At 55.6% G+C, this 16,901-nt stretch carries 15 protein-coding genes and 1 riboswitch; of the genes, 3 read left to right on the top strand and 12 right to left on the bottom strand.

Features of this window, described 5'->3' with window-relative positions; all coding sequences use genetic code 11:
* Positions 1-35 precede the first annotated feature (35 nt).
* Both NST04_RS05565 and NST04_RS05560 read left to right on the top strand, forming a co-directional pair.
* Positions 36-860, top strand: a complete 825-nt coding sequence (locus tag NST04_RS05565; RefSeq protein WP_341183489.1) for a class I SAM-dependent methyltransferase — start codon at positions 36-38, stop codon at positions 858-860.
* A 133-nt stretch (positions 861-993) separates the two neighbouring features.
* On the top strand, positions 994-1,668 hold the full coding sequence (locus NST04_RS05560; protein ID WP_341183488.1) for a hypothetical protein: 675 nt from the start codon (positions 994-996) through the stop codon (positions 1,666-1,668).
* A gap of 378 nt (positions 1,669-2,046) precedes the next feature.
* On the opposite strand, the gene NST04_RS05555 is transcribed toward NST04_RS05560, so the two are convergent.
* Genes NST04_RS05555 through NST04_RS05540 form a run of 4 tightly spaced genes read right to left on the bottom strand, consistent with a single transcriptional unit; the run spans position 2,047 to position 5,879 of the window.
* Complete coding sequence (locus tag NST04_RS05555) at positions 2,047-3,120, bottom strand: ABC transporter substrate-binding protein (protein WP_341183487.1); 1,074 nt, start codon at positions 3,118-3,120, stop codon at positions 2,047-2,049.
* Positions 3,117-3,962: an ABC transporter permease gene (locus NST04_RS05550; RefSeq protein ID WP_341183486.1), complete on the bottom strand. Its 846-nt coding sequence runs from the start codon at positions 3,960-3,962 to the stop codon at positions 3,117-3,119. The genes NST04_RS05555 and NST04_RS05550 overlap by 4 nt, the downstream gene beginning before the upstream one ends.
* Positions 3,959-4,765 carry an ABC transporter permease gene (locus NST04_RS05545; RefSeq protein WP_036692036.1) on the bottom strand — a complete coding sequence of 269 codons (807 nt, stop codon included), beginning with the start codon at positions 4,763-4,765 and terminating at the stop codon, positions 3,959-3,961. The genes NST04_RS05550 and NST04_RS05545 overlap by 4 nt, the downstream gene beginning before the upstream one ends.
* Complete coding sequence (locus NST04_RS05540; protein WP_341183485.1) at positions 4,755-5,879, bottom strand: ABC transporter ATP-binding protein; 1,125 nt, start codon at positions 5,877-5,879, stop codon at positions 4,755-4,757. Before NST04_RS05540 ends, NST04_RS05545 begins: the two co-directional genes overlap by 11 nt.
* Before the next feature lie 294 nt (positions 5,880-6,173).
* On the opposite strand from NST04_RS05540, the gene NST04_RS05535 reads away from it, so the two are divergent.
* Positions 6,174-7,277, top strand: coding sequence for an FUSC family protein (locus NST04_RS05535; protein WP_341183484.1), 1,104 nt, complete (start codon positions 6,174-6,176; stop codon positions 7,275-7,277).
* 514 nt (positions 7,278-7,791) lie between these two features.
* Here the strand turns inward: NST04_RS05535 and NST04_RS05530 are convergent.
* From NST04_RS05530 to biuH, 8 genes are read right to left on the bottom strand one after another with little or no spacing between them, the layout of a single operon-like run.
* Positions 7,792-9,744: an allophanate hydrolase gene (locus tag NST04_RS05530; RefSeq protein ID WP_341183483.1), complete on the bottom strand. Its 1,953-nt coding sequence runs from the start codon at positions 9,742-9,744 to the stop codon at positions 7,792-7,794.
* 6 nt (positions 9,745-9,750) lie between these two features.
* Entirely contained in the window at positions 9,751-11,388 is a 1,638-nt protein-coding gene (locus NST04_RS05525; protein ID WP_341183482.1) for a PucR family transcriptional regulator, read from the bottom strand.
* A 16-nt stretch (positions 11,389-11,404) separates the two neighbouring features.
* The gene (locus NST04_RS05520; protein ID WP_341183481.1) at positions 11,405-11,833 is read right to left on the bottom strand and encodes a cupin domain-containing protein; all 429 of its coding nucleotides are present in this window, start codon (positions 11,831-11,833) and stop codon (positions 11,405-11,407) included.
* A 38-nt stretch (positions 11,834-11,871) separates the two neighbouring features.
* Positions 11,872-12,942 carry a ring-opening amidohydrolase gene (locus tag NST04_RS05515; protein WP_341183480.1) on the bottom strand — a complete coding sequence of 357 codons (1,071 nt, stop codon included), beginning with the start codon at positions 12,940-12,942 and terminating at the stop codon, positions 11,872-11,874.
* Positions 12,939-13,691 carry an ABC transporter permease gene (locus NST04_RS05510; RefSeq protein WP_341183479.1) on the bottom strand — a complete coding sequence of 251 codons (753 nt, stop codon included), beginning with the start codon at positions 13,689-13,691 and terminating at the stop codon, positions 12,939-12,941. Before NST04_RS05510 ends, NST04_RS05515 begins: the two co-directional genes overlap by 4 nt.
* Complete coding sequence (locus tag NST04_RS05505) at positions 13,688-14,497, bottom strand: ABC transporter ATP-binding protein (protein WP_341183478.1); 810 nt, start codon at positions 14,495-14,497, stop codon at positions 13,688-13,690. Before NST04_RS05505 ends, NST04_RS05510 begins: the two co-directional genes overlap by 4 nt.
* A 14-nt stretch (positions 14,498-14,511) precedes the next feature.
* Positions 14,512-15,525, bottom strand: a complete 1,014-nt coding sequence (locus NST04_RS05500; RefSeq protein ID WP_341183477.1) for an ABC transporter substrate-binding protein — start codon at positions 15,523-15,525, stop codon at positions 14,512-14,514.
* A gap of 25 nt (positions 15,526-15,550) precedes the next feature.
* Positions 15,551-16,234 (bottom strand): biuret amidohydrolase, encoded by a 684-nt coding sequence (biuH, locus tag NST04_RS05495; protein ID WP_341183476.1) that lies wholly within the window; start codon positions 16,232-16,234, stop codon positions 15,551-15,553.
* A gap of 505 nt (positions 16,235-16,739) precedes the next feature.
* Positions 16,740-16,832: riboswitch (cyclic di-GMP riboswitch) on the top strand.
* Positions 16,833-16,901 lie beyond the last annotated feature (69 nt).

Here is a 16,901-nt window from a genome sequence, read left to right as displayed (position 1 = left end):
CAATTCCACTTTTCTTGCACAGGAGGCTATTCCCCATGATTCCTTCAGGCAACAGCAAGGCTAATATCGACCGTTTTCTAGGATACCAAAATGACTACGACCGTTATCGGCCGGAAGCCCCGCCTATGGTTATTGAACTGCTCACCAGTTATCTGGGCCGCCGTCCTGCCCATGTTGCAGATATTGGCTGCGGCACCGGCCTGTCCACCTTTCTGTGGAAGGATGCCGCTGATGCGGTAACCGGAGTGGAACCTAACCCGGATATGCTCAGCAAGGCACAGGAGAAGCTCCGTCTGCTCGGCAGCGGAGCGGATAACCTGTCTTTTGTGCAGGGCTACTCTAACCAGCTTCCTTTTGATACAGAGAGTGTGGACATCATCACCTGCTCGCAGTCGTTCCACTGGATGGACCCGGCCAGCACCCTTGAGGAGATCGCCCGTTGTCTGCGGCCCGGCGGAGTCTTCGCAGCTTATGACTGTGACTGGCCTCTGCTGCTGCAGCCTGCCATCGAAGCCCGGTACAACCGGCTGATCGCAGCTTCAGATGCCTTGCTTACAGAGCTTCAGCCGGACACTGATCAGGCCAGCAAATGGGACAAGGAAGGACATCTGGGCCGGATCAAAACCAGCGGAAGGTTTACGTATGCGCGCGAGATTGTTTTTCATAACACAGAATCATGCGATGCAGGGCGCTATGTTGGACTAGCCCTCAGCCAGGGCGGCGTCCAGTCCCTCCTGAAGCTCAGCCCGGCCTCACTTGAGCAGGACATTGCCGAATTCTCGGCAGAGGTAGAAGCATTCTTTCAAGGCCGGACCTTACAGGTACCGGTTAGCTACCGGATGCGGACCGCTGTGAAGTGACATTTTGCTCGCTCCATATCTAGTCAAGCCTCCAAATTTACCCTATACTTAAAATCAGCGAGACGAAGAACGTCCCGGTTGCCCTTTGTGGGGAAGCCGGGGCGTTTTCTATTTTCCGGAGAGGATGAGGAGCATGACTTTTGAAGAAGCGCATGAACAGTTTATCAGCGGACACTTGAACAGCAGACCTGAGGGGGAACGAAGAGCACGCTTGGAAAGGGGGCATCGGCATGCCGAGGTGCTGTTCCTGATGAATGTATGGTGGCCTTTGCGGGGACATTTTACCGGACTTCACCCGGAGTATGAGGTGATGGACTGGCGGGGACGATCTTATTTTGCCGACTTCGCCTGGTTACCAGGGTACGTGAAGCTGCTGATCGAAATCAAAGGCTATGCTTCGCATGTCCGAGATATGGACCGCAACAAATACTGCGGCGAGCTGAACCGCGAAACCTTCCTGTATGCTATGGGCTATCATGTAATTTCATTCGCGTACGATGATGTTGAACAGCGTCCCGAGCTTTGCATGACTTTGCTGAGGATGGTGCTGGGCAGGTATCAGCCTGCGGCAAACCCAGTATCGCGTGTACAGCTCATAGAGCAGGAGGTAATCAGGCTAACTGTTCATCTGGCCCGGCCCATCCGTCCGCAGGATGTGAAGCAGCATTTCTCCATCGATTACAGGACCGCCGTCCGGACGTTGCATAGTCTAGTTGACAAAGGCTGGCTCCTACCGGTTCCCACCCGCAATCAGGAACGAACCGCACGATATGAGTTGAAGCGCGGCGTACTGGAGTATTTTAATTAGTCTGCGGCAAATAATTGGAAAATCGCATCTTAATTTCTCGCTTCCTGTGGAATAACCGGAAGCAAGTGGAAAAACAGCATCTACTACTCTTGGTTTTGCCGCTATGGAGCGATCTGAGGAAATTTAAGTGCTGTTTTTCCAACTCTCTCGGCCAGAACCCTTTAATACTTATCAGCAAGTGGATAAAATCCATCTATTTCCCGCTTCCGCTGTACTATAACTCGACTCCACCAAGGCTAATTACTCCACAAGCCCGAGCAGACCGGTTCTTATCCTCAATCAAAATATCCTCCCCAGCGCCTCCCCCTGGTAACCAAAAACCCCCCGCCTGCGCATAAGCACAAACGGGGGATTCTCAGCAGGCCTACAGCCTGCCGGCTACTTCTTATTCATCTTAAACATTAGGAACAGCTCATTATAGTGGGCAAGCATCCGCTTGCCAAGGTTGTCGTAGACCTCCAGCCGGTCGGTGAGCTCGGCGGGCGGGTAGAAGCGTTCGTCGCCGGAGATGTCCTCCGGCAGCAGCTTCAGCGCAGGCACGTTCGGCGTGGAATAACCGACGTATTCTGCATTCTGTGCGGCGACTTCCGGCCGCAGCATGAAGTTGATAAACTTATGAGCGCCCTCGACATTGCCTGCGGTGCGCGGAATGACCATGTTGTCGAACCATTTGTTCGAGCCTTCCTCCGGCACAACGAAGTCCAGCTTGTCGTTGTCATCCATGATCTCCGAAGCGTCGCCGGACCAGACAATACCGACTGCCGCTTCTTCGTTCGCGAGCAGCATTTTGACCTCGTCACCTACAATGGCCTTCACATTCGGAGACAGCTTGTTCAGCTTGGCGAGCGCCTCTTGCAAATGTTCCTCCTTCGTGTCGTTGACGGAGTAGTGCAGGCTGTTCAGCGCCATACCCATGACCTCACGGGCTCCGTCCACGAGGAAGATGTTATTCTTCAGCCGCTTGTCCCACAGGGAATCCCAGCTGCTGAAATCAATCCCCTTCGTCATGTCGGGGTTGAAGATGATCCCCACCGTCCCCCAGAAATAAGGAACCGAATACTTGTTACCGGGATCGAAGGACAGATTCATGAACTTGGAATCGATGTTAGCGAGATTCGGCAGCTTGCTGTGATCCAGCGGCAGCAGCAGATTCTCTTCCCGCATCTTGGCAATCGCATAGTCAGACGGGATGACAACATCGAAGATGGTGCCGCCCTGCTCGACCTTGGTCAGCATCGCTTCATTGGAATCGAATGTCTGGTAGATGACTGTAATTCCAGTCTCCTCTTGGAACTGCTTCAGCAGATCGGGGTCCACATAGTCGCCCCAGTTATAGATGGTCAACGTGTTGCCGCCCGAATAGCCCTGGGCTGAATTCAACCGGGAGGCCAGGAACATCAGTCCGAAGGCAACGATCAGAATCGCCAGGAACGTATTGACTAGCTGCTTCATCTAGGCACCCCCGCTTCGGCTACCGGCTCGGCAATCTGTACCGGTGGGCGGCTCTTGCGCTGATTCAGGTAGTAATACCCGATGACCAGCAGAATCGTGAAGAGAAAAATCAGCGTGGATAGCGCATTAATCGATAACGAGACCCCTTGCCGGGCGCGGGAATAGATCTCCACCGACAGGGTGGAATAGCCATTGCCCGTGACGAAGAAAGTAACTGCGAAATCATCCAGGGAATAGGTCAGGGCCATGAAGAATCCGCTGAAGATTCCCGGCTTGATGATCGGCAGAATGACCTTTGTGAGCACATCCCGGCGCGTAGCCCCGAGATCGCGGGCGGCATCCGTTAAGGTCGGGCTCATCTCCTGCAAATGCGGCAGGATCATAATGACCGCAATCGGAATGCTGAACGCCACATGCGAGAGCAGCACGGAGGTAAAGCCCAGCTTGATCCCGACAATTGTGAACAGGATCAGGAAGGAGGCTCCGATAATGACATCCGGGCTGACAATCAGCACATTGTTCAGCGAGAGCAGCGTGTTCTTGGCCCGGCGGCTGCGGACATGATGAATTGCCAGCGCACCGATCACCGCTATTATGGTCGCAATAGCCGATGACAGGAGGGCAATGACCAATGTGTTAATCACAATAATCATCAGCCGGGTATCCGCAACCACTTCACGGTAATAATCCAGCGTGAAGCCTTCGAACTTGTGCATGGTGCCGCCGCTGTTGAACGAGTAGTACATCAGATAGAAGATTGGCGCGTACAGCACCAGGAAGACCAGCACCAGATAGATATTCGCGATGCCGTTCTGGTTCTTAACCCTGCGTCTGTTCTTCATCCGCGCACCCCCTTCCGCGAGCCGCCGGTCAGAATCATGAACAGCGCCATAATCGCGATCAGGAACACCGCAACGGTCGAGCCCATCCCCCAGTCCTGTGTGACCAGGAAGTGCTGCTCAATCGCGGTGCCGAGCGTAATCACCCGGTTCCCGGCAATCAGACGCGTAATCATGAACAGCGACAGCGCCGGAATGAACACTGCCATACAGCCGGAGCGTACACCCGAGATCGTCAGCGGAAAAACCACCCGCCGGAACGTTGTCCATCCCGATGCGCCCAGATCGCGCGCGGCATCCACCAGCGACAGATTCATCTCATCCAGCGCACTGAAGATCGGCAGAATCATGAATGGAATGAAAATATAGACCGACACAAACACAAAACTGAAGCCTGTAAACAGAATCTGCTGCTCGCCCAGACCCACCAGATCAAAGAAGTTATTGACCGGGCCGAAGGTACCGAAGATCCCGATGAAAGCATATGTTTTGAGCAGCAGATTGATCCAGGTCGGCAGAATAATCAGCAGCAGCCACAGCTGCTTGTGCTTCGTTCGCGTCAGCAGATAAGCGGCCGGATACGCCACCAGGAGCGAGAACACCGTGATCAGAAAAGCGTACCAGAATGAATTCAGCATCATTCTCATATAGACCGGTGTGAAGAAATTGACGTAGTTATTCAGCGTCAGCTTCCCCTCCAGATCGAACAGGGAATAGTAGACCACCAGCAGCACCGGCGCAATGACAAACAGTGCGATCCACAGATAGTACGGGATGAGATAATACGACTTCCCCTTACTCATCATGGCTCTCCACCTCGGCGTAAGCCTCCAGACGCTTGTCGAACTCTTCCTCCGTTTCACCGAAACGCATAACATGGATCGCTTCCGGGTCAAAATACAGCCCGATCTCGGAGCCAACCTCAGCCTTACGGGTGGAATGGACGAGCCATTCATGGCCTGAGCCGTCGTAGCAGCTGATTTCGTAGTGAACCCCGCGGAACAGCTGGGAATCCACACGCACCTTCAGCTTGCCCGCTTCCAGGGTGGCAATCTCCAGATCCTCAGGGCGGATCACAACCTCCACTGCTTCATTCGGCTTCAGACCGGCATCGACACATTCGAACCGGTGTCCGTTAAATTCAACCACATAGTCCTCAATCATCACAGCCGGCACGATATTCGACTCTCCGATGAAGTCGGCCACGAACCGGTTAATCGGTTCATCGTAGATATCATTAGGCGTGCCGCTCTGCTCAATTTTGCCGCCGTTCATGACGAAGATCCAGTCGGACATCGCCAGCGCCTCTTCCTGGTCATGGGTAACGAAGATGAAGGTGATTCCCAGCCGCTGCTGCATCTCCCGCAGAATATACTGCATCTCGGTACGCAGCTTCAGATCAAGCGCAGATAACGGCTCGTCCAGCAGCAGTACCTGCGGTTCATTGACAATGGCGCGCGCAATGGCGACACGCTGTCTCTGCCCGCCGGACATTTCATTAATGGCCCGCTGATCATAGCCGACCAGGTTGACGAAGCGCAGCGCTTCCTGTACCTTTTGCTGAATTACATCCTTCTTCAGCTTCTTGATGCGCAGTCCAAACGCCACATTCTCGAATACGTTCAGATGCGGAAACAGCGCATAGTCCTGAAACACTGTATTGACCTGCCGCTCATTGGCGGGAATGTGGTTGATTTTTTTGCCGTTCAGATAGATCGAACCTTCAGTCGGCTCCGCGAAGCCGGCGATTAGACGCAGAATGGTCGTTTTTCCGCAGCCCGAAGGGCCCAGCAGCGTGTAGAATTTACCGCGTTCAATTTCGAAGCTCACGCCTTTGAGTACAGCCTCTTCGTCGTCGTATTGCTTAATCACCTGGTCAAAAGAAATAATAGTGCCTTCCGGGGTAGCTATAGCTAACAACCTCCCTTACCTTATGTATTACAACCTATTTTACCCGCTTCTTGCGGGAGACAATCCGGCAGCGGCATGCTCAGCACGGATAAGCGACAATTCCTGCCTTGGTTCGACAGACTTCAATATATATAGCATAAAGGAATCCTGCAATATATGCGATAGCTTACATTGTGAAATCACGCACAAAAACTTAACAAGTTCGTAAAATCTTGCCCGCCTCCGGCCTGTTTTGAGGTGCTATAATGAAAACGGATGAAAACCATAAAATTTTTCCTATTTACATGAAAGAAGATGACAAACATGAACGAGGGCTTACAAGAGCGCCTTGAAAAGTTCGGATTATCCTTATATATGATACGGATTACGCTCGCCGCTTCGCTCTCGTGGCTGGCCGTGCACATTATCTACGGGGACCATTACCTGTACTTCGCACCGCTGGCGGCGATTCTGATTACCCAGAGCAGCGTCAAGGCCTCCCTTGAAAAAGGCGTCTACCGCATGACCGGCGTGGTCCTTGGCGGCATCGTCAGCCTGATCGTAGGCAAGTTCTTCGATGTGGGCGCGCTGTCGATTCTACTGATGCTGCTGATTGGCATTGGGGTGGCTACAGCCTGCCGGATCAATATCCAGGCCGTCTCCCAGGTCGGCGTCACCTCGGTGCTTGCACTCACCTTCTATCATGACCAATATATCGTCTGGAGAGTCGCCGAGACGCTGATCGGCGTGCTGATTGCCCTAATCATCAATATGATTATCGTGCCGCCCAAGAGCTTCGTCAAGGTCAAGGACCTGGCGCTGAAGGGCAGCCTGACCTTATCTGATGCTTTAACCGGATTTGCTGCAAGCGGCCGGGATGCCGCGCAGGCCAAGGCTGCTCTTGAGCGCTCCGGCGAGCTGCTGAAGAAGAGCGACCGGTTGCAGAAGGAGATGCATTACACGCTGTCCCATTACCAGTGCCGTAAGGACATTGGCAAGCTGACACAGTCGACCACCCATCTCATCAAGGTGCACTCCTATGTCAAAGCCATAAGCGAAGAGATCGCTCTGCTGCCGGCCCATTATGCCGCCGCTGATTGGATGCTGGAGGTCGTAACCGCAACGGCAGACTGTATCGCCCTGTACGGCACACGGACGCTATCGGATGCCGAATGCAGCGGACGTTCACTCCCCGAGAGTCTGAGAAGAGCCCGCGATGTGCAGCTCGCCTGGTTCTCGCAGCTGCAGGATCAGTGCCCGCTCGCGGCCTTCCGTGATCTCGGTGCGGTATTCTCCCACCTGAACCGGATTCTTGAAGAGATCGAACGCGCCGATTACGCGGCCCTTTCCACCGCACCACAGCATGTCAAGGCACAGCCTGCACGCGCCATCCAATTCATACAAAAAGGACTCTTCCACAAGCTATAAGCTTGGGAGGGTCCTTTTTTTGTGTTCTATCCATGCCGGCCACTCTGCACCCACCCGGCTCTCCAGCTCGCCGCCGAAGCGGTTGCCGTTCCTTCTTGGTGGATGGGTCGCGCGCTAAAGTAGCTCGGTTGGCTTGAGTGGATTAGGCGAGGGGCAGGGGTGGCTTGGATAGCTAGTGTGGCATGAGCAGCGAGAGCAGGTATCAGAAGTGGCTTGGGTGGCATCGCAGCGTGCAAGGAATTAGTTGGAAAAAAGGCGCCTAATTCAGCCAAACCAAACGATTTCGCTGAAGCAGTTGGAAAAGGTACATCTAATCCGCCGAATTCTATCTAATCCGTTGAAACCGGGCAAAATAAGTGCTGTTTATCCATGTGCTGTTCCCAAAGGCAGTATTCATCCGGCAGCAGGTGTACAAAATCCAACTAATTACTACAAGTGGAACGTTAACGCGAACTGGGATACACAAATTCCACCTTAGTATAACGCACGCAGAGGTGAACGCCGAAAGCCGCAGTTAATCGGCAGGCAGATATCTCCAGCCCCCGTAGGCTGTAACATTCTCGGCTCCGGCGGCGGCATAGCCTTCGCAGATGAAGCCTGTCACTTCGCGGCCATCGGCAAGCGCCACCCTGCCCAGGCCCAGCGGAGCCGGGATAAGCGTGGCGAATGCACCCAGCGATTCCACAGGCATCTGCCACAGCTCCAGCTCGATTGCGCTTCCCCCTGCCGCCTGTCTCAGCAGGCCCGGCTTCGCCGGCACGGTAGGGAGCTTGACCAACTCGTAACAGGCAGCGGTCCGCGCTTCCTGCCAGAAGCGGGCACCATGCTCCAGCATCTGCTTCTCCAGCGGGAAGCCGCGCATGTGCAGCCCGCAGACGGCAAGTGTAACCATGCCGGACACTGGTAGATCGGCACCAGTAGCAGCGCCAGCAACAGTTCCAGCAACAGTTCCAGCACTAGCTCCTACTCCTACTCCAACGTCAGTACCAGCAGTACCAGCAGTACCAACAGTGCCACCAGTACCTGCGCTACCCTCCGACTCCAGGGATTGGCACTCTGCCAGAGGTTGAGCCCCAGTCCCAGCAGAATTCACCGCACTCTCACCACCACCTTCCCCCTCCGCCAACAGCCGTCTTCCGGCTCCATCGAGCAGATGCTCGCTGTCCGCCAGAGCGAACAGGGTAATGCCGAACGGCAGGTTCTCCGCCGCTTCTCCGGCAGGGATCGCTACCGCCGACAGATCAAGCAGGTTGCAGTGATTGGTGTAGCGGCCCATATCGGAGTTGGCCCCTACCGGGTTCGCGGCTACCTGCTCACGGGTCCAGGTTCCGCCGCAGGTCGGCAGTACCAGCACCGCATCCCTCAGCAGCAGCTCTGCTTCCCGCTTATACCGCTGCAGGCGGTGCATGGCCTGGAACAGGCTTGATGCGGTGTGGCGCTCTGCTGCCCCGGAGGAGAGAATCGACTCCGTTACCGGCAGCACAGCATCACGGTGACTCTCTACGAATGCGGCCAGATCGGCCCAGCGTTCAGCTACCCAGGGGCCATCATACAGGATGGCTGCCGCTTCAGAGAACAACGTGCAATCCACCCGTTCAACGGGCAGCCCCAGCGCCTGCACCACCGCTTCGGCCCGTTCCCAGGCCCGGCGGTATTCGTCCGCATGTGGCCCATAGAAGTCCAGCGGCGCTTCCGGCAGCAGCAGCTTCCCGGGCAGAGCGGCAGCCGCCCGCTTCACAGCACGCGACCAAGGATCGGCTGCTTCGAAGCCGCGTGCTGCGCGGTCCACCGTGAGCGCATCCTCCAGATTGTGCGCGAATACGGTGACACAATCCAGGCTGGCACACGCCGGCACTACGCCGCGCACCGGCCAGGCCCCCAGGCTGGGCTTGAAGCCGACCAGCCCGTTCAGCGCAGCCGGTACACGGCCCGAGCCGGCGGTATCGGTGCCCAGGCTGAACACCGCCTGGCCCCGGGCCACGGCAACCGCCGAACCCGCGCTGGAGCCGCCGCTGATGTATTCGGGACGCAGAGCATTATGCGTCTCTCCGTAAGGGCTGCGCACACCGACGAGTCCGGTGGCGAACTGGTCCAGATTGCTTTTGCCGACCGGGACCGCCCCTGCAGCCACCAGTCTCGCCACAACCGCTGCGTCTGTATCCGGTTGATAAGCGAATTCAGGACATGCCGCCGTCGTGGGCAGCCCCCTCACATCAATGTTATCCTTCACCGCGAACGGGATGCCCCACAAGGGATACTCCTGCGGATTCAGCACTTTGAGCGCTGCCAGGTAGGGAGCGATCTGTGCCTCGGCGGGCGGTTCAATCCAGATGTTCATGTCCTTGTCCCGCTCAGCACGGCGGATGATCTCCCGGATGACCTGCTCCGGGTCTAGCGTGCCGCTCAAATACTGCCCCCGCAGCCAACCGGCAGTCAGCTTCACGGGCCATTCTGTTGTTGCTGTCATCAGGCTTCATCTCCTTCTCTGCGTATCGGTGCCGGACCTGCGGCCCTTGCTCATCTCATGCAGCTTCAGCGCAAGCTGCAGCTCCAGCATATCGTCACCGTCATCCTGGCCGAGCCCCAGCAGCTCACAGGCCCGGTCAATCCGGTAGGTGACCGTATTATAATGAGTGAATAGCTCCCCGGAGGTCCGCTTCACGTTGCGGTTGCACTTGAAATACAGCTGGAGCGTCTGGAGCAGCGAAGCGTTATGCTTGCGGTCGTACTCCAGCAGCGGAGCAATATACTGATCCCTGTACTCCGTAATCTCCTCCAGCTCGGGCAGATGGTACAGCAGCCGGAAGACCCCCAGCTTCCGGTAATCGACATAAGATCCGCGGTATCCGCTGATTTGGCGGATACGGGCGATTTTGCGGGAGGATTCATAGCTGAACCGCACCTGATCGGGGCCGTCCGCAAGATCGCCAATACAGAAGGCGCAGGTCCCGCTGACAAACACCCGGTTCATCTCGGCCAGCAGACGCCCCAGCGTCTCCTCCAGCGGAAGCTCCGGCTGCTCCGGCACGGTCAGAACCAGCTCCCCTTCAAGGATGGTGAGCTTCACATGCTGAAGGTCTGCCCGGGCACGCACCCGCTTCACTACCTGCTGCAGCTGCTTAAGCTCGGGCTTATCCTCCAGCCATCCGGCGGTTACAGCACGCAGCGGGCGCTCCGGGAGCGGGCAGCCGCAGGCCGCGCCGCGCAGCTTCAGATCCTCGGCAGCGGCAATCCGGCCGCTGATCCAGTCCTGCAGGAACTGATCCACATACTTCAGCTCCACCTCGCGGCGGGCTCCGGCATTGATCATTTCCAGCCCGACCAGCACACCGACCCTGTCAATCGTTAACTGATCCACTACCGACAGCTCGCTGTTCCACTCCAGCAGCACCAGCAGACACTGGTCTGCTCCCTTGTCATTGACGGCTGAGACATAAGCGCGGATACGCCGTTCTCCAACGGTGAGGAACGTAATGCCGAGACTGCCTTCCTGGCGGAGCTGTATCCAGGCCGGAAGCTGCTCCTCCAGCTGTAGCGCATCCGCCTGCGGAGAACAGAAGAGCTGATCGGTATCGTCCAGCAGGACGACCGGATTATGCAGCATCCCGTCCAGAGTCAGCAGGAAATCCTCAATCCCGTCGCCATGGAGAAGCTGCTTCGACAGCTTCTGGAACCGGCTCTGCAGCTGCGAGAGCTCCCGCGCCTCCTGCACCAGCACCCGCTCCATAATGTCGCGGACCACATCGGAGAAGGAGGTGGAGGCGGGCAGCTCGAAGATCGGAAAGCCCAGCTGATCCGCCAGCTCCAGCGCCCGCGGCGGAATCTCATCGATATAACGCTTGGTTTTGATCCCGAGCGCGGACACTCCCTTCTGGTCCAGCTGCGGAATAATCTCTGCGAGCAGCTCCGGCCGGTTATGAAAGGGGAAGCCGCTCGTAATCAGGAACTCTCCCGGACGGACCCAGTCAATAACATCGGGAACCTCCATCACATTGACCCGGTTAATATAACGCCCAAGGCCGCCGGCTCCGGCCAGCAAAGCCGCTTCCTTCAGATCGGGAATCAGCAGAATATCGCTGCAGGTCAAACCGGTAATTACATTGCTGCCCATGGCTCCGCCGCCTTTACTATAGCTTGGAAGAATAGATATCCTCGATTAGTGTAGTGCCGAAGAAGCTGTTCCCCGGCACCTCCGCCTCCGCAGGTACAAAAATACTGATCTGCTCCGAAGGAGAATCCCCTGTATTCCGGACAGAATGAACGACGCCAGCAGGCACATGGAACGTATCTCCGGCCCTGTAGCTGTACCACTCCCCGTCACATAGCAGCTTGACCTCTCCTACGGTAATATGAATGATTTCGACTACATCATGATAGTGCGGCAAGACCTGACCGCCGATCCCCAGCTTCTCCCACAGAATCGAGCTCATGCGGATGCCCAGGCGGTCCGCCTCCTTTGCCGAGACAATCTCCCGGTGATACAGCTCTATGTGATTCGGCATAAGCTCCCATGTCATATCTGCTGCTGCCAGCACTTTCGTTTCCTGTGTATGCATATTCGATTCCCCCATGATGGATAAAATGTTGTTGTATCTTACCTGCGGCGGAACACAGCCGCCACCGGCCCTCCGCCCTTCGGCCCCTGATGCTCGCCTCCGCCGGAGACATAGATCATCGGGTCGCCGCCGACATAAGCCAGCACACCGCCGACTACAGCCCGCGCATGGCGGGTATGATTGATATCCGAGTCGTCCAGCATGATATGGCGGCGTCCGCGGATGACGCCATCGGGATCAGCTTCCGCCTTGGCCAGCACCTGTACCAGCTCTTCACCGGGATACCGGTCCAGCAGGCCCTGAAGCGCAGCACCATCCACAGCATCCTGCATCACGGCATGGTCGATGTGGTACGGGCCGTCCGCAGACAGTGAGTTCCCGAACACAATCACTTCGCAGCAGGACAGCTCACTGCCCGCTGAAGTAGAGGCTACCGCGCTGAATTGAGTCCAGTCCGTGCAGATATCTTCCTCCTGTAGAGAGGCACGATCCACCTCACCCAGCGCTACCCCGGCACCAAGTGCAGAGGCTCCTCTGGAATAGCCCATCGATTTATAAGTATCCTCTGTAATGAGTGATACCCCACGGCTGTGCGCCTCATAGATCTGTTCAGCGGTAAGCAGCGGACACTTGATCTGCACAAAATGCACATCCCCCGGTGAGGTGATGCCGGCATCCATAACCGCCCGGGTCACGGCATCCGCCACGGCGTCTGCCTGAGGGAGCCGGCCCAGCTCCTCCGGACGGAAGCTCCGGGTTCTTGCCACACCAATGGCGAGTGACTTCAGGCCATCAGCGACCACACCCGGCTCCCCCTCTCCGCTGCGGCTAATAACTGTGAAGTGCGGGCTGAGCACCCCCTCCGTACCGCCGGACATCACATAGGAGATATCGGCAGCTCCTCCTTTTGCCGCTTCAGCAAAGAAGCCTTTCAGTGCCATAACCGCATAACCCCGCGTAAAATCATTCACACAGCCGTTGCCCTCCGTCTTCCCCAGTACCGCAACCACTTCCTCCGGCCGGAACAGCCCCGCTTCCACCGCTGCGCTTAATCCCGACATATCATGCGGCGCGCCTGCAGGGATTCGGATAACCGAGCAGTTCATCATAGATCATCGCTCCTTGTCCAGAAAATAACCCGTTTCTCCAGCAGCCCGATACACCAGAACAACAGCAGGCCGCACAGCGCCGAAGCAATAATAGCCGAGAACATCACCGGCGTATCCATATGATAGGAAGAGACCAGCACTACATAACCCAGTCCCTTATTGGCTCCGACAAATTCGCCGACGATGGCACCGACGATGGCCAGCGAGGTGGAGATTTTGAGGGCAGAGAAGATATAAGGCAGACTCGTCGGCAGCCGCAGCTTCCAGAAGATTTCGCTCTTCGTCCCTTTGTAGGTGGAGAACAGCTCCCAGGCTTCGTATTCAATCGCCTTAAGCCCCTTAACACTGTTCACCAGAATCGGGAAAAAGCAGATCAGCATCGAAGCGATTACCTTCGAGGTATATCCGGTTCCCAGCCAAACGACCAGCAGCGGGGCCAGCGCCACCAGCGGCGTAGTCTTAAGGGCAATGGCCAGCGGGAACATTCCCTTCTCCATCGGCTTGGAATGCACGAAAATCACTGCGGTAGCCAGGCCGAGGATATTGGCGAGAATGAACCCGGTCAGGGCTTCACCCAGCGTAACCAGCGTATGCGACCAGAGCGAGCCATTAATAGCCGAGACTACCTGTGTAGGTGCAGGCAGCAGATACATGGGAACCGCCAGAAGACGTACAGCCAGCTCCCACAGCAGCAGGAAGCCGAGCGCAAACGTAACCGGGTACAGGGTGTCTTTGATTTTGACCGTCATAGATGCTTCACCCGCTTTCTCAGTTCCTTGACAATCCGGTGGAATTCCGGCAGCTCTTCCATGCCCGCTTCACGCGGGGAGGGCAGCGTCACCGGAATGATATCCGTCACACCGGCAGGCCGGGGAGACATCATCACGACCCGGTCCGACAGCAGCGCGGATTCATGAATCGAATGGGTAACCATTACAATGCTGCTTAGACTGGTCTCCGGGCTCTCCCACAGCCGCAGCAGCTCGAAATTCAGCTTCTCCCGCGTCAGCTCATCCAGCGCGCCGAACGGCTCATCCATCAGCAGCACCGTCGGATCGGCCGCCAGAGCCCGGGCAATCGCCGCCCGCTGCTGCATCCCGCCGCTGAGCTGATGCGGAAAGTGGTTCAGATAATCCTGAAGGCCGACCAGGCGCAGGGCACTTTCTGCTTTTTCACGTGCCTCGGCTTTGCTGAATTTCTTCTTCTCGCCCAGCTCAAGCGGCAGCATTACGTTCTGCAGCGCACTGAGCCACGGCATCAGGACCGGCTTCTGGAAGACCATGCCCAGGGACAGATCCGGGGAGGCATACGCCACTTCTCCACCGGCCTCCGGACTTAACAATCGCAGCATCAGCCGGAGTGTTGTAGATTTCCCGCAGCCGCTCGGTCCGAGAATCGAAATGAACTCATTGCGGTATACGTCAAGACTGACCTGATCCAGCACAGGCACGTTGCCGAAGGAAAGAGAGCAATTGCGCAGGGAGAGCATCGTTTCCCGGGTACCGGGATGCTGCGCGGAGGCAGCATCCAGCTGTTCTTTGATCGCTGTTGTCATTATCGGGTCCCTCCTTATTTCAAAAACTCGTTGGTGAACAATCCGCCGATGTCCTGTTCCTTTTTCACAAAGCCCAGCTCGACCAGATTCTTCTGCAATGTCTCCCAGGACGCCTCGTCCATTGAGCCCAGCGGAAGCTTCTCCGGATCAAGCAGCGGAATGCTGGCCTTCATCATATTGACCTCATGCTTCAGATCCAGCTTCTCGCCATATTTCAGACCGAATTCCGCTGCCTCCTCCGGATGCTTGACCGCATAATCCCAGCCCTGCATAGATGCCTGCACGAAGCTTGCGACCATCTCCGGGTCCTTCTTAATAACAGACTCCGTAGTGAACAAGGTATCGGCATAGAAATTGATGCCATAGTCGTTCGGATCAATAATATTCACTTCCTTGCCTTGCTCCTCTACAGCCAGCACCTCATTAATGACATATCCGGGCCAAGCCTTGACCTGACCGGTTAACAGCGGACTCAGATCATATTTGACCGGCATCTCTTCAATTTTCGAAGGTTCGATGCCCGCACTTTTCTCCATGGCACGGAAGGTCAGCTCTTCGTTTCCGCCCAGCTTAATGCCTACCTTTTGCCCGATAAGATCCTCCATTGTCTTGATCCCGGACTCTTTGAGCGCGAACATGACGAACGGGGTTTTGCGGTAGATCGCAGACAATGCTTTGACCGGGACGCCTTTCTCTCTGGCAATGACGACCTGGTCGGCACCGGTAACTCCGAACTCCTCACTGCCGGAAGCTACCATCTGCACAGCCGGGAAATCCGAGCCCCCCGGGCGGATCTCAACATCCAGCCCCGCTTCTTTATAGAAGCCTTTTTCCACTGCGGTATAAAAGCCGGCAAACTGCGCCTGATGAATCCACTTCAGCCGGAGCACCACCTTTTTCAGCTCGCCTGAGCCTTCTGCTCCCTGTCCTTCGGCCTTTCCGGCATCCGTATTGTTACCGCAGGCGCTCAGGAGCAGCATTAGCGAGGTTAACAGCATCAGTGCTTTCGTTCTGGACTTGTTCCACATGGTAATTCCCCCGTTTATGAATGATTTAGTATTGCTCCAGCGCCTTCAGCACCGCTTGCGAATCACTTACACTGCCGAACACCCCGCCCTGCATTTGAACCATATTCAACGCCGCCAGGTGATTCGCTTCATCCGTCGCTCCCGTGCAATCCGCAAGGATCAGACACTCGTACCCCCGGTCATTGGCCTCCCGCATCGTGGTGTGTACACAGACATCGGTAGTAATACCAGTCAGAATCAGATGGGTAATTCCTTTATTCCTCAGGATCAGGTCCAGGTCCGTTGCGTAAAAGCTCCCTTTGCCCGGCTTGTCTATAATGTACTCTCCGCGGGCAGGCGCCAGCTCCTCAATGATCTGCCAGCCGCGCTCCCCCCGTACGAGGATTCGTCCCGCCGGTCCTTCGGAGCCGATCTCAGCCCCGATCTGGCGGCTGCGCCACCGTTTGTTCGCCGGCAGATCCGACAGATCCGGCTTATGCCCCTCGCGGGTATGAATCACGGTGAACCCTTCGATGTCCCGGATACGTGCCAGCAGCCGCTGAATGGGCTGAATCGCCCGCGCCGTTAATGAGAGATCATAACCCATTCTCTCGACGTAACCGCCCTTGCCGCAAAAATCCGTCTGCATGTCGATAATCATCAGCGCTGTCTTCGCCGGGTCCACTGCCCCGTCATAAGGCCAGATGTAAGGTGTTGCTGCAATCTGCATGGTTTATGCTCCTCTCCTGATGTCGCTATCTCTATTAATGTTAGTTTAGTTAACATTAACTCGCGTTTCTTTGGTATGAGTTAGATTATATTACAATGAATTTGCGATGTCTTCGGTTTTATTACGAAATAATACACTGAATGTTTGTGTTTATTTACATAGTTAACACATACATTACATAATCATTCGCAATACTGCTTATTAAAAAGGAACACTCCGGGTTTTGCCAAGCCCAAGGTGTTCCAACAGTTGAATACCCGCATTTCTTCTCATCTTCCTCTTCCATAAGCTGTAAGCGCTGGGAAACCAGTTTTTTTGTCGAAATAGAGCTGCATATTTCGAGTTTTTTGATAAATAGGCATAATATAGTTGAAAAATAGCTCTTTAAGTACTAGAATTAAGCTTGTTTGCAGAAGTTAATGACGCATAAGAACTATTTATGATTCTTTTTGTCGATTGCAGTCGATCACAATTCATCACCTCTACAGGATGTATATCATTGATCTATTTCTAAAGGCAAACTTCCCGAAAGGGCAGGACGCAAAGCTATGGGCCTAAGAACGCCAGAATCCGCGTTTACGGTTGCCAGGCTGCCAATAGAGACCACTTAAGCCAGCTGTTCAGGAGGAAGACTTCCGGGCTTGATGATGTTCTTTTTCTGTACGAA

Source organism: Paenibacillus sp. FSL H7-0756 (assembly GCF_038006765.1).
In the GTDB taxonomy this organism is placed as follows: domain Bacteria; phylum Bacillota; class Bacilli; order Paenibacillales; family Paenibacillaceae; genus Paenibacillus_AQ.
Note: the sequence above shows the minus strand (reverse complement) of the source record. Positions and strands in the feature narration are given on the sequence as shown.